The sequence below is a fragment of the Pseudomonas peradeniyensis genome (genome assembly GCF_014268935.2).
Lineage (GTDB): Bacteria > Pseudomonadota > Gammaproteobacteria > Pseudomonadales > Pseudomonadaceae > Aquipseudomonas > Aquipseudomonas peradeniyensis.
Window position 1 is genome coordinate 1,157,560 of sequence record NZ_JABWRJ020000002.1, and the last position, 20,673, is coordinate 1,178,232.

General features: G+C 60.9%; 11 protein-coding genes, 2 tRNA genes, 3 rRNA genes and 1 pseudogene. 14 read left to right on the forward strand and 3 right to left on the reverse strand.

The features are described from left to right. Nucleotides 1–37 precede the first annotated feature (37 nt). Nucleotides 38–358: a DUF2025 family protein gene (locus HU751_RS14690; RefSeq protein ID WP_186716147.1), complete on the forward strand. Its 321-nt coding sequence runs from the start codon at nucleotides 38–40 to the stop codon at nucleotides 356–358. 20 nt (nucleotides 359–378) lie between these two features. Here HU751_RS14690 and HU751_RS14695 read toward each other — a convergent pair whose 3' ends face one another. Both HU751_RS14695 and HU751_RS14700 read right to left on the reverse strand, forming a co-directional pair. Further along, nucleotides 379–2,964, reverse strand: a complete 2,586-nt coding sequence (locus HU751_RS14695) for a bifunctional diguanylate cyclase/phosphodiesterase (RefSeq protein WP_186735291.1) — start codon at nucleotides 2,962–2,964, stop codon at nucleotides 379–381. A 51-nt stretch (nucleotides 2,965–3,015) separates the two neighbouring features. Beyond that, the gene (locus HU751_RS14700) at nucleotides 3,016–4,092 is read right to left on the reverse strand and encodes a diguanylate cyclase (protein ID WP_186735289.1); all 1,077 of its coding nucleotides are present in this window, start codon (nucleotides 4,090–4,092) and stop codon (nucleotides 3,016–3,018) included. Nucleotides 4,093–4,217: 125 nt separating this feature from the next. Here HU751_RS14700 and HU751_RS14705 point away from each other — a divergent pair, with 125 nt between their 5' ends. Then, entirely contained in the window at nucleotides 4,218–5,312 is a 1,095-nt protein-coding gene (locus tag HU751_RS14705; protein WP_186735287.1) for an MBL fold metallo-hydrolase, read from the forward strand. On the opposite strand, the gene HU751_RS14710 is transcribed toward HU751_RS14705, so the two are convergent. Continuing rightward, nucleotides 5,309–6,184, reverse strand: a complete 876-nt coding sequence (locus HU751_RS14710) for a formate/nitrite transporter family protein (RefSeq protein WP_186735286.1) — start codon at nucleotides 6,182–6,184, stop codon at nucleotides 5,309–5,311. The two genes, HU751_RS14705 and HU751_RS14710, sit on opposite strands and share 4 nt — an antisense overlap. Nucleotides 6,185–6,642: 458 nt before the next feature. Between HU751_RS14710 and HU751_RS14715 the strand changes: the two genes are divergently transcribed. The 12 genes and pseudogenes from HU751_RS14715 (at nucleotide 6,643) to HU751_RS14770 (ending at nucleotide 20,659) form a co-directional block, all read left to right on the forward strand. Further along, nucleotides 6,643–8,179, forward strand: a 16S ribosomal RNA gene (locus tag HU751_RS14715). 86 nt (nucleotides 8,180–8,265) lie between these two features. After that, nucleotides 8,266–8,342, forward strand: a tRNA-Ile gene (locus HU751_RS14720). Between the two features lie 24 nt (nucleotides 8,343–8,366). Continuing rightward, nucleotides 8,367–8,442, forward strand: a tRNA-Ala gene (locus HU751_RS14725). Between the two features lie 245 nt (nucleotides 8,443–8,687). Beyond that, nucleotides 8,688–11,580, forward strand: a 23S ribosomal RNA gene (locus HU751_RS14730). Nucleotides 11,581–11,713: 133 nt separating this feature from the next. Continuing rightward, a 5S ribosomal RNA gene (gene rrf, locus HU751_RS14735) occupies nucleotides 11,714–11,829 on the forward strand. The 16S, 23S and 5S rRNA genes sit together here with 2 tRNA genes alongside, the layout of an rRNA operon. Nucleotides 11,830–12,239: 410 nt before the next feature. Beyond that, nucleotides 12,240–13,883, forward strand: coding sequence for an acetolactate synthase large subunit (locus HU751_RS14740; RefSeq protein WP_023629316.1), 1,644 nt, complete (start codon nucleotides 12,240–12,242; stop codon nucleotides 13,881–13,883). Between the two features lie 218 nt (nucleotides 13,884–14,101). Continuing rightward, nucleotides 14,102–16,049, forward strand: a pseudogene (locus HU751_RS14745) (flavin monoamine oxidase family protein). A 135-nt stretch (nucleotides 16,050–16,184) separates the two neighbouring features. Further along, a complete protein-coding gene (locus tag HU751_RS14750) occupies nucleotides 16,185–17,081 on the forward strand; it encodes a nitrilase family protein (protein WP_186712712.1) in 897 nt (298 codons plus the stop codon). 93 nt (nucleotides 17,082–17,174) lie between these two features. Further along, complete coding sequence (locus HU751_RS14755; RefSeq protein ID WP_225933325.1) at nucleotides 17,175–18,242, forward strand: hypothetical protein; 1,068 nt, start codon at nucleotides 17,175–17,177, stop codon at nucleotides 18,240–18,242. Then, nucleotides 18,239–19,216, forward strand: coding sequence for an asparaginase (locus HU751_RS14760; protein ID WP_186733836.1), 978 nt, complete (start codon nucleotides 18,239–18,241; stop codon nucleotides 19,214–19,216). Before HU751_RS14755 ends, HU751_RS14760 begins: the two co-directional genes overlap by 4 nt. A gap of 81 nt (nucleotides 19,217–19,297) precedes the next feature. Further along, nucleotides 19,298–19,852: a UPF0149 family protein gene (locus HU751_RS14765; RefSeq protein WP_186733835.1), complete on the forward strand. Its 555-nt coding sequence runs from the start codon at nucleotides 19,298–19,300 to the stop codon at nucleotides 19,850–19,852. Between the two features lie 177 nt (nucleotides 19,853–20,029). Next, entirely contained in the window at nucleotides 20,030–20,659 is a 630-nt protein-coding gene (locus HU751_RS14770) for a glutathione S-transferase family protein (protein ID WP_028692248.1), read from the forward strand. Nucleotides 20,660–20,673: the final 14 nt, after the last annotated feature.

Here is a 20,673-nt window from a genome sequence, read left to right on the forward strand (position 1 = left end):
CTGCGTGCGTCACTTCCGAATTTTGCGAGGTTACGCCATGGCCATCACTTCCCAGGACATTTGCAACGCCGCCGAACAGCTCAAGGGCTTTGTCGGCTTCCACGGCAAGCGCGGCATTCATATCGTGCGGTTTTCCGAAGATTCGTTCGGCATGGACGTCGCCGACGACAGCATCATCCCCTGCAACGAGTTCGTCTGGCGCCCCGAGGCCGACACGCGCATGGCCTTGTGCCGGGAGCGCCTGGCCTTGTTGCTGGAGCAGCACGTGGACGACCGGCTGAACATCGGCGAGCCGCTGCGTATCTACCTCAAGCGCACCGACCTGCCGGAGATCGTGGCCGAGCGCAGCCTGCGCTGACGGCATGCATCAAGAGGGACTCAGGACACATCCTGCTGGCGCACCTCCCGGCCCGCCAGCAGCGCCTCGAACCCCGCCCGGTCCACCGGCTTGCTCAGGTAGTAGCCCTGAACCTCATGGCACTGTTCCTTGTCCAGCGCCTGCAACTGCTGCTCGGTCTCCACCCCCTCGGCGGTGACCGTCAGCCCCATGGCCTTGCCCAGGTTGATGATGGCCTGGACCACCGCCCGGTCGTTGCCGCTCTGGCTGCTCAGCCCGGCGATGAAGCGCTTGTCGATCTTGATGCTGTCGAAGGGGTAGGTGCGCAGGTAACCCAGCGACGAGTAACCGGTACCGAAGTCGTCCATGTTCAGGCGCACGCCCAGCTCCTTGAGCGCGAGCATGGTGCCCAGGGCGCCTTCGATGTCGTTGAGCATCACGTTCTCGGTGATCTCCAGTTCCAGGCGCTGGGCCGGGAAACCAGTGTCCAGCAGCACCTGGCGTACATCGGCGACCACATCGCTGCGCGAGAACTGCGCCGGCGACAGGTTGACCGAGACCAGCAGCTCGTTGGGCCAGTCGCGGGCATTGCGGCAGGCCTCGGCCAGCACCCAGCGACCAAGGGGCACGATCAGGTCGCTCTGCTCGGCTAGCGGGATGAAGGTGTCCGGCCCGAGCAGGCCTTCCTCGGGATGCTGCCAGCGCAACAAGGCCTCCACCGAGACGATGCTCAGGTCGTCCAGGCGGTAGCGTGGCTGGTAATGCAGCACGAACTCATGCTGCTTGATCGCCCGGCGCAGATCGTTTTCCAGTTGCCGTCGGTACTGGATCTGCTGGTTCATCTCCGGCGAGAAGTAACGCCAGGTGTTCTTGCCGTCGGCCTTGGCCTGGTAAAGGGCAATATCGGCGCAGCGGATCAGCTCGCCGGCATCGTAGCCCTGGACCCGGGTCTGGGCGACGCCGATGCTGGCGCCGATGTGCAACTGGTGTTCCTCGTAGGCGATGGGTTGCTGCAGCAGGTCGAGCAGGCGGGCGCAGAAGCGGTCGATCTCGCTGCGGTTGTCCAGGCCATGCAGCACCAGGACGAACTCGTCGCCGCCCAGGCGGGCCACCAGGTCACCGTCGCGTGTGGTGTCGCGCAGGCGGCCGGCCACCTCCTGCAGCACTGCGTCGCCGGCCGGATGGCCGAGGGAATCGTTGATCGGCTTGAAACTGTCCAGGTCGAGCAGCAGCAAGGTCAGCGGCGGTGAGTCGCTGCCGCGTAGCAGGGCCTGCTCGAGGTGGCGCGACAGCTTGTTGCGGTTGGCAAGGCCGGTGAGGGCATCGTGCATCGACAAGTGCTGGATGCGGGCATGGGCGGCGACTTCGTCGGTGATGTCGCTGGCGGTGCCGCGAAAGCCGGCAAGCTTGCCCTCGTAGATGATCGAGCGCGCCGATACGCGGCAGTAACGGTTCTGCCCGTTGGCGTCATCGTAGTTGCAGCGCAGGTTGGCCAGTTGCTGCGGGTTTTCGTCGGCCTGGCTGTCGAGCCAGGGCAGCAGGGGCGTGGTGTCGCAGGCCAGCAACTGGTTGAGCGGCTGGCCGAGCCAGTCCTCAAGCCGGTAACCGGTGACGTTGACGAAGCGCTGCGACAGGTAGGTCAGGCGGTGCTGGCGGTCGGTTTCCCAGATCCAGTCCGACGCGGCCTCGGCCACCGCGCGAAAGCGCTGCTCGCTGGCCTCCAGGGCCCGGTTACTCTGCTGCAGGCGCAGCAGGCTGTCGTCGATGGCGCGGGAGCTTCGCAGGGCATGACGGAACAGGTAGAGCAGCACCAGGCCGAGTACCAGCAGCACCGCAAGCAGCGGCGGCAGGAAGGCGTGAAGCAGCTGGCGACCCGGCAGCGGCGTGTTCCAGGCCAGGTGATAGCCGGTTTCACCCAGGGCGATGTGTGGTTGTCCGGCCTGGGCGGCGCTGTTCTTCTCCAGGCGCATGCCGGTCAGGCCCGCGCCCTTGCCCAGCACGGCGAGCTTGGCCTCGGTGAGTTGGTCGACGAATACCATCACCGGCGCCTGGCGCACGTCCGCCTCGGTTACCTCTTTATCCGGGCGCACCGCCGCCGCGCTGAGCACCGCCGGCCAGCCGTTGAAGCGCACGAAGTGGGTCACCTGCTCGCGGGCCGGGGCCGCCTTGCGCGCCGCGTCGATGATCGGCGCCAGGGGGCTGTCGATATGGGCACTGGCCGGCGAGTCGGTGGGTTTGCCCTTGAACAGGGCGTAGGTAGTGCGGCCATCCTCGACCACGAACACGCCTTCATAGCCGCTGGCGCTGTACAGCGACTCGCCGACGTTCTTCTCTTCATACGCCCACTGCCAGTCGACCTTGCCGACCAGATGTTCGTAGGCGACGTCCCAGACGGCGTAGCTGGAGAGGAACTGGCGCGAGGCCACCAGCCGCTGCTCCAACGCCTGGGTAGCCTGGAAGGTACTCTGCTCCTGCGCCTGGCGGTCCAGCGTGGCGGCGATGTTGAACAGCGCCACCAGGGTGAACACGCAGGCGAGCCCGAACAGCGCGCAGAAGCCGCCGACCAAGCGGCGCACCTGCAGGCGCGAGGTGGGGCTGGAGGATGAAAGGTCGACGTTCCTGTCCATGTACGGGCGACTCCTTCAACTGCTGTCTGCGCCCGGGGCCTGGGCGAAGGTTCAGTCAGGATAGGCCAGCTTGAGCAGGGCGGCCTCGCCGCGGGCGAAATTGACCTGATCGCGCCCCTGGTGCTTGGCGGCGTACAGGGCCTTGTCGGCCTGTTCCAGCCAATGCTCGGGCGAGGCGAGGGTGGCGCGAAAGTCCGCCAGGCCGATGCTCAGGCTGATGCGCAGGTCCGGCAGTTGCGGGTTGCGGTAGGCGCCGACGCGTTCGCGCAGGCGCTCCATGGCCTGGCAGGCCTGGGCTTCCTGGGCGCCGGGGAGGATTACGCAGAACTCGTCGCCGCCGTAGCGCCCGGCCAGGTCGTCCTCGCGCAGGCTGCGCCGCAGTTCCTGGCTGAGCTGGCGCAGCACGCAGTCGCCGACCACATGGCCGTAGGTGTCGTTGATGGTCTTGAAGTGGTCGATGTCGATCAGGGCGATGACCGCCGGCAGCTGTTGTTGCTGGCAGATCTGGAACTTGAGCAGCAGCAGGTCCTTCCACGAACCATGGTTGAGCAGGCCGGTGAGGCTGTCGGTGCGGCTCAGGGCGCTGAGCCGGCGCTTGTGCTCGGCCAGCTTGATCGCCAGTTGATAGCACACCCAGCCCAGGGCCAGGGGGTAGAAGGTGAGCATCGGCAGGCAGGCGAGCACCTGCAACTGCGTGGCCTGGGGCTGCAGGCCGGTGCCGAGCAGGGCGCTGGCCAGCAGCATGCCGCCCAGCTGGGCCAGCAGGCCGCGCAGCAGCACCCGTTTGCCACCGGCGGCGACGTTGTTCATGGTCATCATTGACAGGATGGTCACGGTGGGCAGCGGGTTGAAATGCATCGCCGCGGTCCAGAATCCGCCCATCAAGGAGTCCAGCAGGATGTTGCGCTGTTCGGCCTGGTAGGGCGTGGCCGAGCGCAGGGCCCATTGGTAGGCCACATGAGGCCAGAGCAGGCCGTTGAACAGCAGCAGGGCCCAGGCCCACTGCGGCGGGTTCAGCGGGGCAATGGCCGCCATCACGCTGAACAGGCCGATCCCCAGACCGATGATGCGCGGCAGGTAGATGCGCCTGACAAAAGAGAGCCCCTTACCGCTGCGGTTGTCGATCATGGTTGTCGTTCTTCTGTGGGGCGCCGTTTATCGCATAAGTTGTATGAATATTGTTGAACAATCGTTCATCGGCGAAAAATGACCTTACAAGCCATTTCACGGTTGATCCGACCCTGTGGAGTAATATGAAGGCCTTCTTCATTTGCGGAGTGCTGCTGCTCATGGTCCCCATGGCTACCCCCGCTGGCGAGCCGGCACCACGCCGGGACGGACGCTTTCACAACCAGATCGAGCTGCCCAGGGACGGCGTGCTCAAGAAACTGCGCATCGGCGTCAAGTACCTGCTGCTGCGCAAGCCGCCGCAAACTCGACCAGACGCGGCGCTGAGCCTGCAGCCGATGACCCGCCAGCAGGTGGCCGACGCGCCGGATCACAGCCTGTGGCGCCTCGGCCACTCTACGGTACTGCTCAAGCTGCGCGGGCGCTTCTTCATTACCGACCCGGTGTTCGCCGAACGCGCCTCACCGGTGCAGTGGGCCGGGCCGCTGCGCTTCCATGCGCCGCCGCTGACGCTCGACGACCTGCCGCCGCTGACCGCGGTGATCCTGTCCCATGACCATTACGACCACCTCGACGAGCAGGCAATTCGCCGGTTGGCGCCGCGCACCGAGCACTTTCTCGCGCCGCTGGGGGTAGGCGACCTGCTCATCGAGTGGGGTGTGCCGCCGGCCAAGGTGCGGCAACTGGACTGGTGGCAGGAAACCGAGGTCGAAGGCGTGCGCTTCGCCGCCACGCCGGCGCAGCACTTCTCCGGGCGTGGGTTGTTCGACAGCAATCGCAGGCTGTGGGCGTCCTGGGTGATGATCGACGAAGGGCTGCGGCTGTTCTTCAGTGGCGATACCGGTTACTTCGCCGGATTTCGCGAGATCGGCGAGCGCTACGGGCCCTTCGACCTGACCTTGATAGAGACCGGCGCCTACAACGTTGCCTGGCCCAATGTGCACATGCAGCCGGAACAGACCCTGCAGGCGCACCTGGACCTGAAGGGCCGTTGGCTGCTGCCGATCCACAACGGCACCTTCGACCTGTCGATCCACAGCTGGCAGGAGCCCTTCGAGCGCATCCTGGCACTGGCCAATGCCGCCCAGGTGCAACTGAGCACGCCACAGATGGGCGAGCGGGTCAGCCTCGACTCACCGCATCCGGGGCAGAACTGGTGGCGACCGCGGCCATTGCCGCAGCGGGGCAGGGCGTCCGAGCGGGCGGTTGCCGCGCGCTAGTTCTTGCTCCCTTTATCGTCCTTCAATAGTTTCGAGGGTGGCTTGCCGCTGTCGCTGCGCACCTGGGCATGGCTGATCAAGGCGAAGATGAAACTGCCGCCAATGATGTTGCCGGCCAGGGTGGGCAGGGCGAAGTCGAGCCAGAAGGCGCTCCAGCTTTGCTCGCCGGCCCAGACCAGATAGGACACCTCGACCGAGCCCACCACTATATGAGTGAAGTCACCCAGGGCCATCAGGTAGGTGATCATCAGGATGATCCAGATCTTGGCGTGCTCCATGGACGGGATCATCCAGACCATGGTGGCGATCATCCAGCCTGAGACGATGCCCTTGGCGAACATCTGGCCGATGCCGTTCTCCATTACCTTGCGGCCGACATCCAGAAAGGCGACATCGGTCTTGCTGTCGAAGATCGGCAGTTCGAGCATCACCCAGGCCACCAGCAAGGTGCCGGCCAGGTTGCCGAGCAGGACAATGGTCCACAGGCGCAGCAGGCGGCCCAGGTTGGTGAGGGTGGGGGTCGTCATCAGCGGCAGCACAGCGGTCAGGGTGTTTTCGGTGAACAGTTGCTGGCGGGCGAGGATCACCGCCAGAAAGCCTGCGCTATAGCCCAGGCTGGCGACTACCTGGGCGCTGTCGCCTTCGGGCAGGCGGGCGTAGAACAGCCCCATGGCCATCAACGAAAGGCCCATGGTCAGGCCGGCCGCCAGCGCCGACCACCACAAGGCGGCGAGGGTGCGTTCCAGTTCCTGGTCACCCTGGGCGCGGATGATCTCGTGCAGCACCGCTGCCCGGGGCGGTTGGTTGTGGCTGACTTCCTGCTCTTCGTCCGGCGACAGCCCCGGGGTCTTCTCGCTCTGTGCATCGCTCATGGCAGCCGCTCCGCTTGCGTGTTTCTCTACAGAGCGGCAACCGCGTCGAATAGTTGCCGAACGGCCGCCGGATGGCGATCGAAAGTTTTTTCAGATCAAGGTGTTGACTCTGAAATCAAACCGCGTATTATTCGCCTCCTCGCAGCGTTGAACGCCACGAGGCAAGCGGTAAGTTGTTGAGGTTGAAGGTGTTTTGCAGAAAGCAGCTTCGAAAAAGACTTCAAAACAACGCTTGACATGAAATGAGGAAAGCGTAGAATGCGCGCCTCGGTTGAGACGAAAAGCTCTTGACCAAACGCTCTTTAACAAATTGAATCAAGCAATTCGTGTGGGTGCTTGTGAGTACGGACTGATAGTCGCCAAGATTATCAGCATCACAAGTGGCCATGCGAGAAATCACATAGTCATTTGAGATTGCTGAGCCAAGTTTAGGGTTTCTTAAAAACCCAAGCAGTATTGAACTGAAGAGTTTGATCATGGCTCAGATTGAACGCTGGCGGCAGGCCTAACACATGCAAGTCGAGCGGATGACGGGAGCTTGCTCCTTGATTCAGCGGCGGACGGGTGAGTAATGCCTAGGAATCTGCCTGGTAGTGGGGGACAACGTTTCGAAAGGAACGCTAATACCGCATACGTCCTACGGGAGAAAGCAGGGGACCTTCGGGCCTTGCGCTATCAGATGAGCCTAGGTCGGATTAGCTAGTAGGTGAGGTAATGGCTCACCTAGGCGACGATCCGTAACTGGTCTGAGAGGATGATCAGTCACACTGGAACTGAGACACGGTCCAGACTCCTACGGGAGGCAGCAGTGGGGAATATTGGACAATGGGCGAAAGCCTGATCCAGCCATGCCGCGTGTGTGAAGAAGGTCTTCGGATTGTAAAGCACTTTAAGTTGGGAGGAAGGGCAGTAAGTTAATACCTTGCTGTTTTGACGTTACCGACAGAATAAGCACCGGCTAACTCTGTGCCAGCAGCCGCGGTAATACAGAGGGTGCAAGCGTTAATCGGAATTACTGGGCGTAAAGCGCGCGTAGGTGGTTCGTTAAGTTGGATGTGAAAGCCCCGGGCTCAACCTGGGAACTGCATCCAAAACTGGCGAGCTAGAGTATGGTAGAGGGTGGTGGAATTTCCTGTGTAGCGGTGAAATGCGTAGATATAGGAAGGAACACCAGTGGCGAAGGCGACCACCTGGACTGATACTGACACTGAGGTGCGAAAGCGTGGGGAGCAAACAGGATTAGATACCCTGGTAGTCCACGCCGTAAACGATGTCAACTAGCCGTTGGAATCCTTGAGATTTTAGTGGCGCAGCTAACGCATTAAGTTGACCGCCTGGGGAGTACGGCCGCAAGGTTAAAACTCAAATGAATTGACGGGGGCCCGCACAAGCGGTGGAGCATGTGGTTTAATTCGAAGCAACGCGAAGAACCTTACCAGGCCTTGACATGCAGAGAACTTTCCAGAGATGGATTGGTGCCTTCGGGAACTCTGACACAGGTGCTGCATGGCTGTCGTCAGCTCGTGTCGTGAGATGTTGGGTTAAGTCCCGTAACGAGCGCAACCCTTGTCCTTAGTTACCAGCACGTTATGGTGGGCACTCTAAGGAGACTGCCGGTGACAAACCGGAGGAAGGTGGGGATGACGTCAAGTCATCATGGCCCTTACGGCCTGGGCTACACACGTGCTACAATGGTCGGTACAGAGGGTTGCCAAGCCGCGAGGTGGAGCTAATCTCACAAAACCGATCGTAGTCCGGATCGCAGTCTGCAACTCGACTGCGTGAAGTCGGAATCGCTAGTAATCGCAAATCAGAATGTTGCGGTGAATACGTTCCCGGGCCTTGTACACACCGCCCGTCACACCATGGGAGTGGGTTGCACCAGAAGTAGCTAGTCTAACCTTCGGGAGGACGGTTACCACGGTGTGATTCATGACTGGGGTGAAGTCGTAACAAGGTAGCCGTAGGGGAACCTGCGGCTGGATCACCTCCTTAATCGAAGACATCAGCCTGCTGATGAGCTCCCACACGAATTGCTTGATTCATTGTGTAAAGACGATGCTGTAACGCGACCCTGTTATAGGTCTGTAGCTCAGTTGGTTAGAGCGCACCCCTGATAAGGGTGAGGTCGGCAGTTCAAATCTGCCCAGACCTACCAATTACTTGGTGCGGCTGGTCAAATGGGGCCATAGCTCAGCTGGGAGAGCGCCTGCCTTGCACGCAGGAGGTCAGCGGTTCGATCCCGCTTGGCTCCACCACTCTTTCAGGTTTCGCAGCACTGCTCAGAACTTAGAAATGAACATTCGTTGATGAATGTTGATTTCTGACTTTTGTCAGATCGTTCTTTAAAAATTCGGATATGTGATAGATAGACTGAATGCCAGTTTCACTGCTGGTTATTCAGGCTAAGGTAAAATTTGTGAGTTCTGCTCAGCAATGAGCGAAATGCGAATTTTCGGCGAATGTCGTCTTCACAGTATAACCAGATTGCTTGGGGTTATATGGTCAAGTGAAGAAGCGCATACGGTGGATGCCTTGGCAGTCAGAGGCGATGAAAGACGTGGTAGCCTGCGATAAGCTTTGGGGAGTCGGCAAACAGACTGTGATCCAGAGATCTCTGAATGGGGGAACCCAGCCAGCACAAGCTGGTTATCTTGTACTGAATACATAGGTGCAAGAGGCGAACCAGGGGAACTGAAACATCTAAGTACCCTGAGGAAAAGAAATCAACCGAGATTCCCTTAGTAGTGGCGAGCGAACGGGGACCAGCCCTTAAGCTGGTTTGAGATTAGTGGAACGCTCTGGAAAGTGCGGCCATAGTGGGTGATAGCCCCGTACACGAAAATCTCTTGCCAGTGAAATCGAGTAGGACGGAGCACGAGAAACTTTGTCTGAACATGGGGGGACCATCCTCCAAGGCTAAATACTACTGACTGACCGATAGTGAACCAGTACCGTGAGGGAAAGGCGAAAAGAACCCCGGAGAGGGGAGTGAAATAGAACCTGAAACCGTATGCGTACAAGCAGTGGGAGCCTACTTTGTTAGGTGACTGCGTACCTTTTGTATAATGGGTCAGCGACTTATATTCAGTGGCGAGCTTAACCGAATAGGGGAGGCGTAGCGAAAGCGAGTCTTAATAGGGCGCTTTAGTCGCTGGGTATAGACCCGAAACCGGGCGATCTATCCATGGGCAGGTTGAAGGTTAGGTAACACTGACTGGAGGACCGAACCGACTACCGTTGAAAAGTTAGCGGATGACCTGTGGATCGGAGTGAAAGGCTAATCAAGCTCGGAGATAGCTGGTTCTCCTCGAAAGCTATTTAGGTAGCGCCTCATGTATCACTGTAGGGGGTAGAGCACTGTTTCGGCTAGGGGGTCATCCCGACTTACCAAACCGATGCAAACTCCGAATACCTACAAGTGCCGAGCATGGGAGACACACGGCGGGTGCTAACGTCCGTCGTGAAAAGGGAAACAACCCAGACCGTCAGCTAAGGTCCCAAAGTCATGGTTAAGTGGGAAACGATGTGGGAAGGCTTAGACAGCTAGGAGGTTGGCTTAGAAGCAGCCACCCTTTAAAGAAAGCGTAATAGCTCACTAGTCGAGTCGGCCTGCGCGGAAGATGTAACGGGGCTCAAACCATGCACCGAAGCTACGGGTATCACCTCTGGTGATGCGGTAGAGGAGCGTTCTGTAAGCCTGTGAAGGTGAGTTGAGAAGCTTGCTGGAGGTATCAGAAGTGCGAATGCTGACATGAGTAACGACAATGCGAGTGAAAAACTCGCACGCCGAAAGACCAAGGTTTCCTGCGCAACGTTAATCGACGCAGGGTTAGTCGGTCCCTAAGGCGAGGCTGAAAAGCGTAGTCGATGGAAAACAGGTTAATATTCCTGTACTTCCAGTTATTGCGATGGAGGGACGGAGAAGGCTAGGCCAGCTTGGCGTTGGTTGTCCAAGTTTAAGGTGGTAGGCTGAGATCTTAGGCAAATCCGGGATCTTAAGGCCGAGAGCTGATGACGAGTGCTCTTTAGAGCGCGAAGTGGTTGATGCCATGCTTCCAAGAAAAGCTCCTAAGCTTCAGATAACTGGGAACCGTACCCCAAACCGACACAGGTGGTTAGGTAGAGAATACCAAGGCGCTTGAGAGAACTCGGGTGAAGGAACTAGGCAAAATGGCACCGTAACTTCGGGAGAAGGTGCGCCGGTGAGGGTGAAGCACTTGCTGCGTAAGCCCACGCCGGTCGAAGATACCAGGCCGCTGCGACTGTTTATTAAAAACACAGCACTCTGCAAACACGAAAGTGGACGTATAGGGTGTGACGCCTGCCCGGTGCCGGAAGGTTAATTGATGGGGTTAGCGCAAGCGAAGCTCTTGATCGAAGCCCCGGTAAACGGCGGCCGTAACTATAACGGTCCTAAGGTAGCGAAATTCCTTGTCGGGTAAGTTCCGACCTGCACGAATGGCGTAACGATGGCGGCGCTGTCTCCACCCGAGACTCAGTGAAATTGAAATCGCTGTGAAGATGCAGTGTATCCGCGGCTAGACGGAAAGACCCCGTGAACCTTTACTATAGCTTTGCACTGGACTTTGAGCTTGCTTGTGTAGGATAGGTGGGAGGCTTTGAAGTGGGGACGCCAGTTCTCATGGAGCCATCCTTGAAATACCACCCTGGCAACCTTGAGGTTCTAACTCAGGTCCGTTATCCGGATCGAGGACAGTGTATGGTGGGTAGTTTGACTGGGGCGGTCTCCTCCCAAAGAGTAACGGAGGAGTACGAAGGTGCGCTCAGACCGGTCGGAAATCGGTCGTAGAGTATAAAGGCAAAAGCGCGCTTGACTGCGAGACACACACGTCGAGCAGGTACGAAAGTAGGTCTTAGTGATCCGGTGGTTCTGTATGGAAGGGCCATCGCTCAACGGATAAAAGGTACTCCGGGGATAACAGGCTGATACCGCCCAAGAGTTCATATCGACGGCGGTGTTTGGCACCTCGATGTCGGCTCATCACATCCTGGGGCTGAAGCCGGTCCCAAGGGTATGGCTGTTCGCCATTTAAAGTGGTACGCGAGCTGGGTTTAGAACGTCGTGAGACAGTTCGGTCCCTATCTGCCGTGGACGTTTGAGATTTGAGAGGGGCTGCTCCTAGTACGAGAGGACCGGAGTGGACGAACCTCTGGTGTTCCGGTTGTCACGCCAGTGGCATTGCCGGGTAGCTATGTTCGGAAGAGATAACCGCTGAAAGCATCTAAGCGGGAAACTTGCCTCAAGATGAGATCTCACTGGAGCCTTGAGCTCCCTGAAGGGCCGTCGAAGACTACGACGTTGATAGGTTGGGTGTGTAAGCGCTGTGAGGCGTTGAGCTAACCAATACTAATTGCCCGTGAGGCTTGACCATATAACACCCAAGCAATTTGCGCTGAGGCCAAATTGTGGTGGTGAAGACGAAAGAACCGAAAGTTCGCAGCTTCACAAAATCACATATCCGAATTCGCTGGAGTATCCATCTGGATGTTCTGGCAACAGAATTTCTTGACGACCATAGAGCATTGGAACCACCTGATCCCATCCCGAACTCAGCAGTGAAACGATGCATCGCCGATGGTAGTGTGGGGTTTCCCCATGTGAGAGTAGGTCATCGTCAAGATTCATTTCGCAAAACCCCTATCTGCGCGAGCAGGTAGGGGTTTTGTCTTTTCCACCCTGGTAAAGAAATCTGGCGTGGGAGCGGGCTTGCCCCGCGATGGCGCATGCCCGGATAACATCACGGCCTGATCTGGCCTTATCGCGGGGCAAGCCCGCTCCCACGGTATTCTGTTCCTACACAGGGATCCGTTTGCTGACGATCATGCAAATATCCTTTGCTCGTCGGCTACCTCACATCGCCTCGTCACAGGTGCGACAATATTGCCGTCACAATTACGTGACTTCCCCGTACCTACCCTGCGTCAAGGCTTAGGTTCGGGGCAATCCTGGCACCCGGACCGAGCGATGCCAGCGTACCGTGCTGCGCATTTCTGGACTTTCACCGTCCTATTACTTGAGGTTAGAAGCAAGATGGCCAAGGCCGCCGATGTCGTTGTGCAATGCCTGGAAAACGAAGGTGTCGAGTATGTGTTCGGCATTCCCGGTGAGGAAAACCTCGACCTGCTCGAGTCCCTGCGCAAGTCGAAGATCAAGCTGGTACTGACCCGCCACGAGCAATCCGCGGGCTTCATGGCCGCCACCTATGGCCGCCTGACCGGCAAGACCGGCGTCAGCCTGTCGACCCTCGGCCCTGGCGCGACCAACCTGGTGACCGCCAGCGCCTACGCCTACCTGGGCGGCATGCCGATGATGATGATCACCGGCCAGAAGCCGATCAAGAAGTCCAAGCAAGGCCGTTTCCAGATCATCGACGTGTGCGGCATGATGGACCCCATCACCAAGTACACCCACCAGTTCGCCTCGGCCGACAACATCCCTGCGCGCATGCGTGAGGCCTTCCGCCTGGCCGAAGAAGAGAAGCCGGGCGCCGTGCACCTGGAGCTGCCGGAAGACATCGCCGCCGAGCAGACCGACGCCCTGCCGATCCCGCGCAGCCTGCACCGTCGCCCGCTGGCCGAGCACGTGGCCATCGAAGCCGCCGTGCAGAAACTGCAGAACGCCCGCAACCCGATCCTGGTGATCGGCGCCGGCGCCAACCGCAAGATGACCGCCAAGGTCCTCAAGCAACTGATCGACAAGACCGGTATCCCGTTCATCACTACCCAGATGGGTAAAGGTGTGGTCGACGAGCGCCACCCGCGCTTCCTGGGCAACGCCGCGCTGTCGTCCGGTGACTTCGTGCACCGCGCCGTCGAAGCCGCCGACCTGATCGTCAACATCGGCCACGACGTGATCGAGAAGCCGCCGTTCTTCATGGTCCGTGGTGGCACCGAAGTCATTCACGTCAGCTTCCGCTCGGCTGAAGTCGATGCCGTGTACTTCCCGCAAGTGGAAGTGATCGGCGACATCGCCAACGCCGTGTGGCAGATCAGCGAAGCGCTGACCGACACCAGCCACTGGGACTTCACCCGCCTGATGGCCATCCGTGAAGCCAACGAAGCGCAGATCGCCGAAGGCGCCGACGACAACCGCTTCCCGGTCTACCCGCAGCGCATGGTCGCCGACATCCGTCGCGCCCTGCCGTCCGAAGGCATCGTCGCCCTGGACAACGGCATCTACAAGATCTGGTTCGCCCGCAACTACAAGGCCCACAAGCCCAACACCGTGCTGCTGGACAACGCCCTGGCGACCATGGGCGCCGGCCTGCCATCGGCCATGGCCTCGCACCTGGTGTACCCGGATCGCCCGGTCATCTCGGTATGCGGCGATGGTGGCTTCATGATGAACAGCCAGGAGCTGGAAACCGCGGTACGTCTGGGCATGCACATCACCGTGGTGATCCTGCGTGACGACGGTTACGGCATGATCCGCTGGAAGCAGGCCAACATGGGCTTCACCGATTTCGGCCTGGACTACGGCAACCCGGACTTCGTCAAATACGCCGAAGCCTACGGTGCCAACGGCCACCGCGTGGAAAGCGCCGAAGGCTTCCTGCCGCTGCTTGAGCACTGCATCAAGACCCCGGGCGTGCACGTGATCGACTGCCCGGTGGACTACAGCGAGAACGACCGCATCCTCAACAGCGAGCTGCGTGAGCGCGCGCTGGCGGTCTAAACGCTGACGACCCATCGCGGGACAAGCCCGCTCCCACGCCATCCGTTCCCATAGCGCTATTACAGGCCTGTGGGAATGGGGGCGTGGGAGCGGGCTTGCCCCGCGATAGCGTCAGTTCAGGCAACGACACACGCAGCACCACCATACACATCTACCGTTCCCCACCTCCCTGCTCTCGGCATGCTCAGGCTCCTCACCCACCCTGAGAACCCGAGACCATGACCATCGGATCAACGCACAACCATCCCGCCGACCTAGCCGTCGAGCCTTACACCCCAGTGCTGCCATGGGCCGCACGTTTCCCGAATCCGCCTGACCTGTGTTTCGACTACCGACGTCTTGTCGAGCAGCAAGGCGGCATTGCCCAGGTTGCTCGTCCTGCACATCGCATCTGCATTGTCGGTGCTGGCGTCACCGGCCTCACCGTCGCACGTGAACTGCTGCGCTGTGGTTTCACCCAGATCACACTGATCGAGCAAGCCCGGCGAATCGGGGGGCGTCATCTCACCGTGTCATCCTCTGCTGACAAGCCAACAGTACACACCGCTCCCTTCGAGATGGGCGCCATGCGCATGCCGTTCTTCAACCGAACCGGTGAGCCGCCCAAGGCAGGCCGCTCATTGATGGCTTACTACGCAGATCTGTTTGACCTGCTGCTTTCCGACTTTCCCAACCCTGGCACGCCGTGGGTCAATGCGACGGGTATCTATCTGCGTGAAGGCCAACTTGAAGGGGAGGGTGATCCGAAGCTGCTGATCTGGAAGAATCCCGAAGGCCACACCCCGCCACCTACTGCGGTACTACAGAGGATTCATGGCAAGTGGCGGCGCTTTGCCGAGCGTTTCGCCGAACAGGTGGCCGCCATCTACGGCACAGAAGGCTGGCTGGCGATGTGGTCGGCAATCGTCGAGCGATATCACAGGCTGTCGTTTCGTGACCTGGTATTGCTGCCGATCCGGGAGGCTTGGGACCCTGGCAATCCAGGCGATTTCGGCGGCCTTGGCATGGACTGTGACGAGTCGGCGATCTTCTATGCAATCGGCATCGGTGATGGCAGCTGGGGCGCTTTCTACGACGTATGTTGTCTCTATCCGCTGCGTACTGCCATTTTCGGGTTCAGCAGCCACCTGCAGCTTGTGCATGGGCGTGTGGATGAAAAGGGGGCGAGTGCTTGCAGCGCCGTATCAGGATGTCGAGACTGTGCCCGACAGCAGAGGCCTGCGTTTCCAGGCTCCTGCCTACCTGGGGATCGCTGCGTTGGATGAGGCCCTGCTGTTCATGGACATCGCTGGCCTGGGCGAATCCCTGTACAGCCAATGCGTGGCGCGTAAGGATGGCCTGCTGACGGACAGCTCGGTTCATGGCCTGCACAAATTGGCCGATGGCCGCATCCGCGTCGATTACCGTTGGCGGCACAGCGATGAAGCCAAGGCTCAGCCGATGAGTGAGGTGTTCGACAGCGTGGTGCTTACCACGCCGTCCTGGTTGATCGAAACAGGGATGCGCCTGGAGGGCTTCTCCCGGAGCATGCTGCCACCGGCCATTGTCGAGGCCTGGAAGCACGCCCATTGGGAAACCAGTTGCAAGGTTTATGCGCCGCTGCGTAAAAGCTTTCTCGACCAGTATCCCCATCTGCCGCAGATCCTGGTCACCGACAGCTTCGTGCACGATGTCTATGCCTACCGCTACAACGATCAGCATACCCGCGATTGCATCCTGCTCAGCTACACCTGGGAGGACGATGCCACCAAGCTGGCGGCGTATTCAGACGCGGAGCTTGTGGAAAAATGCGTAGCGGAACTCGATCGGATTCTGTTGCGTTGCACCAACATCGGCGAACCCATCTCGCCACATATCGATCTTGGAAACACCCGCATACAAAGATGGATGACAGACAGGAATGCACTTGGCTGTGCGAAATTGTACCGGGCGGGCGCCTATTACGACGCGGTAAGCCTGATGAAGTACAACCGTGACCGGAGTGCCCATTCAGGGCTCTACCTCGCCGGGGAGTCTTTCTCTGTCGATGCCGGCTGGACCGAGCCGTGTCTGCGCACTGCGATCGACACCGTGATCAACCTCTGCAACAACACCGGCGCACATTTCAAGGGGGGCTTCAGCCTCGAGCACTATCCGCATTATCAGCTGCCCCGACAGGCGCTTTGAAACAACTTTGTAGGAGTGCTCCTCCACGTATTTTCGCAATCTCCCTCAGTTCCAGAGGATCCTGCTGACTGTCGCCCCACCTGCCATGCCCGTTCTACTGGCGGCCTTCCACAACAACCAGAACAGGAAGCCGCCATGCAGGAACACACCACTCCCGTCAGCCCCGTACGCATTGCCGTCATCCAGTACGACCCGCAGGTCGGCCTGGACCATTGCGATGGCAACCTGAGCCGTGGCCTGGCCCTGGCCCGCCGCGCCGCGCGTGAAGGGGCGAACCTGATCGTGCTGCCGGAGCTGGCCAACACCGGCTACACCTTCAACTCCCGCGCCGAGGCCTATGCCCACGCCGAGACGCTGGAGGATGGACGATGCCTGCAGGCCTGGGCGGAGTTCGCCCGTGAGCAGCAGGTATATCTGGCCGCAGGATTCGCCGAGCGTGACGGCCTCAAGCTCTACGACAGCGCCGTGCTGTTCGGCCCGCAGGGACGGCTCGGGCATTACCGCAAGGCGCACCTGTGGAACCAGGAAAAGCTCTGGTTCACCCCCGGAGACCTGGGCTTCCCGGTGTTCGAAACGCCCATCGGCCGCATCGGCCTGCTGATCTGCTGGGACATCTGGTTCCCGGAGGTGCCACGGCTCATGGCGGCGCAGGGCGCCGACATCATCTGCAGCCTGAACAATTGGGTCTGGACACCGCCGCCGCTGTTCGACGAGGCCGGACGTTGCATGGCCTCGTACCTGACGATGACCGCGGCCCACGTCAACAATGTCTATATCGCCGCCGCCAATCGCATCGGTCGCGAACGGGGCGGGCGCTTCCTCGGTTGTTCGCTGATTGCCGGTACCAACGGCTGGCCCATCGGCGAGGTGGCCAGTGCCGAGGAGGAATGCATCCTCTACGCCGACGTCGATCTCAGCGCCGCCCGCTCGGCGCCGATCTGGAACAGCCTCAACGACCTGCCGCGTGACCGGCGCACCGACCTCTACGACGCCACCCTGGGGTATCGGCTGCATGCGCCGATGCCACGTTGAGGAGGCGTCATGGAACAGCGCCTTTCCTTACCGCGACAACGGTCGTCGTCGCTGATACTCCTGGGCCTCGCGCTGCTTTGCGTTGCCAGCCTGATGTTGGGTGGATGGCCCGATTATGCGCAGCTCGTCGCAACCCTCGACCAGCCGTTGAGCAGGCTGCGCTGGATTGTCGGCGATATCAGCGAGGTCGCCTTCTACAAGCACGAGTTGCCGGCACTGGGGCTGCTGCTGGGGGCGAGCCTCGCGCATTGGGCCCAGCAGCGCGGGTATCGCTTGCAAGGCTTTGCCATCTGCTACGGCACTGGTCTGTGGCCCTGGCTGATCATCAGCTCGCTGCTCGGTCTGCTGCTCAGCCATGCGTTGTGGGGCTGGACCCTGGAGGGTGGTGCCTGGCAGCCGACCTTCGTCGCCTTCGTCTCGCTGCCGGCGGCCATGGTCCTGCTGTTTGGCGGCGGTTGGCGCGTCGCGATCAATGGCGCGCTGCTCGGTGCCGTGCTGGTCACCCCGGCCAGCCTGCTGCTGGTCAACTACCTGTGCTACCCGCTGCAGTTGCCGGTGGTGATCGGCAATGTCAGTGGCATGGCACTGGCCAGTGTGCTGGCGTTCCTGCTGTGCAAGCGCTTTCCGGCGCTGGTTCGCGATGGACAGCACCCAGTGGTCGCCGCGACGGCCAGCCAGCCGGACTATGGCGTGGTCTGGACCTTGCGTCGGGTACTGGCCGATTTCAGCGAAGCGCCGTTCTTCGGCAATGAACTGGCCAGCCTCGGCTTGCTGTTGGGCGTCTTGCTGGCTTATGTACTGGCCCCGGCGGCACCGGCCTACGGCTCGCAACTGGTGCTGCAGATGGTGGCCGGGCAGGCATTGGCATCGCTGGTCGGTGTGCTGTTCTGGCGACGGCAATGGAAAGAGCGGGGCTGGTATCCGACCTATATTCCCATCGTGTCGATCGTGCCCGCGGCCGTGCTGACACTGGGCGGCAGCTGGCAGGTGATCGTCGCCAGCGCAGTGCTCGGCGCGCTGATCGCGCCACCGCTTGCCGTGGCCATCAGCCAGCGTCTGCCAGGCTACATGCACGGCTATATCGGCAATGTCCTGTCCATGGCCATCAGCACCCTGGGCATCGTGCCCCTGGTCGGCCTGCTTGCGGGAGGTAACCCATGACAGCACCACGTGTTTCGATCGCCAGCCTGGGCGGCACGGTCAGCATGCAATTCGGGGGGCCGGGGCAGGGTGTGACACCCCGGCTCGATTGCGCCGCGCTATTGGCGTCCCTGCCGCAACTGCAGGCACTGGCGCAGATCAGCACCGCCACGTTGTGCCTGGTGCCGAGCGCTTCGCTGGCGTTCAGCGACATGCTGGATGCGCTGGCCTGGGCAAGCGCGCAAGTGCAAGCGGGGGCTCAGGCCGTGGTCCTCACCCAAGGCACCGATACGCTGGAGGAGACCGCGTATTTCCTTGACCTGCTGTGGCCTCATGACACCCCGCTGATCCTGACCGGCGCCATGCGTTCGGCCAGCCAGCCGGGCGCGGATGGTCCGGCGAACCTGCTGGCGGCGGTGCAGGTTGCAATCGCCGATGGCAGCCGGGGGCGTGGCGTGCTGGTGGTGATCAACGACCAGATCCACCTGGCCGCGCGGGTACGCAAGACTGCCAGCCTGGCGATGGCGGCCTTCGAGTCGCCCGGCGCTGGGGCGATAGGGGAGGTCGTGGAGGGCAGCCCAGTTTATCGCCAGGCTGCCACGCCACGGCGGGTGTTACCCCTGCCGGCGCAGGTGGATCACCAGGTCGTCCTGCTGGAGGCCTGTCTCGATGCCGATACGAGGCTGCTGCAAGCGCTCGGAGGCCTGGGTTATTCAGGGCTGGTGGTTGCCGGATTTGGCGCAGGCCATGTCTCCGAGGTCTGGGCCGAGGCACTGGGGCGCATCGCCGGCAACATGCCGGTGATCATCGCCACCCGCACCGGCAATGGCCCGACAGCCCTGGGGACCTACGGATTTATCGGCGGCGAGATCGACCTGCAGGACCGGGGCCTGCACATGGCCGGCTGGCTCTGCCCGCGCAAGTGCCGACTCTTGCTGTGGCTGCTGATCGGCACCGGGCGGCAGGCAGACCTGGCGCACTGGCTGCAGCAATAGTCCGATGCCCGTTCCCTTGATGGGAGCGGGCAGGCGTTGCCTGTGCTAGGGTGCACGTTCATTTACCCAGGACACCCGCCCATGCTCCCCGCGCTCAGCGAAAAAGAACTCGACCGCCTAGAAGACCTGCTGATGACCTACGGCAACGACTATTCGGTGCTCAACCTTTCCGAGCTGAACGCCTTCTTCACCGCCCTGGCCAGCTCCCCCAACAAGGTCAATCCCGAGCAATGGCTGCCCGCCGTCGCCGGCGGCAAGGTACCGAAGTTCAAGAAGCCCGCCCATGAAGAGGCCTACACCGCGTTGATGCTGCGTTACGCCAGCCAGGTGGCGCAAGAGCTGGCCGACGACCTCGAGCACTTCGAACCGCTGTTCGAGGAGGGCGAAGGCGAGGAAGGCCCGGCGATCATTCTCGAGGAGTGGTGCTTCGGCTACATGCGCGGTACCCAGGTGGCCGAGTGGAGTGAGTTGCCGCCGGAGCAGGATCGTCTGCTCAAGGTCATTTCCCTGCATGGGTTGGAAGACAATTTCGAGCTGCTCGATTCGATGAGTTTCGATGAGCATCAGGCCTGTGTGCCGCTGGTGGTCGAGGCGGCGCGGGGGTTGTATCTGTACCAGAAACAGCACCGCCATTGAGATCGTAAGCGCGGGGGCGTGGGAGCGGCGATGCGGCGACCCGACTTGCCCCATGAGTGTGATTATTCCACTTGCCGAAATACTGGATTGCTCCCGGCACTGATTCTGCTGCCAGCCGATCCAGTGCAGCATGTCCTCCAGCAGCGCCACTCCCGGCGCTGATCCGGAGCCCCGCACATGCCAAGCCCGATCAAGCTGTATAACTTCCCCAAGTCCGGCCACGCCCACCGCATCGAGCTGATGCTGTCGCTGCTCGAACTGCCCACCGAGCTGGTCTTCGTCGACCTGGCCAAGGGCGAGCACAAGCAGCCAGAATTTCTCGCCATCAACCCCTTCGGCCAGGTGCCGGTGATCGATGACAACGGCATCGTCATTGCCGATTCCAACGCCATCCTGGTCTACCTGGCCAAGGCCTACGGCGGTGAGCGCTGGTTGCCTGCGGATCCGGTCGGTGCCGCCCGTGTGCAGCGCTGGTTGTCGGTCGCGGCGGGTCCCCTGGCCTTCGGCCCGGCAGCGGCACGTCTGGTGACGGTGTTCGGTGCCTCGTTCAACACCGATGAAGTCATCGGCCGTGCCCACACCCTGCTCAAGGTGATCGACGCCGAACTGGCCAAGGGCCCGTTCCTGGTCGGTGACCAGGCGACCATCGCCGATATCGCCAATTACTCGTACATCGCCCACGCGCCGGAAGGCAACGTGTCGCTGGAGCCGTACCCCAACGTGCGCGCCTGGCTGGCCCGTGTCGAGGCGCTGCCAGGCTTCGTGCCGATGCCGCGTACGGTCATCGGTTTGCAGACCACGCTCTGACTCCCGAGGGATGC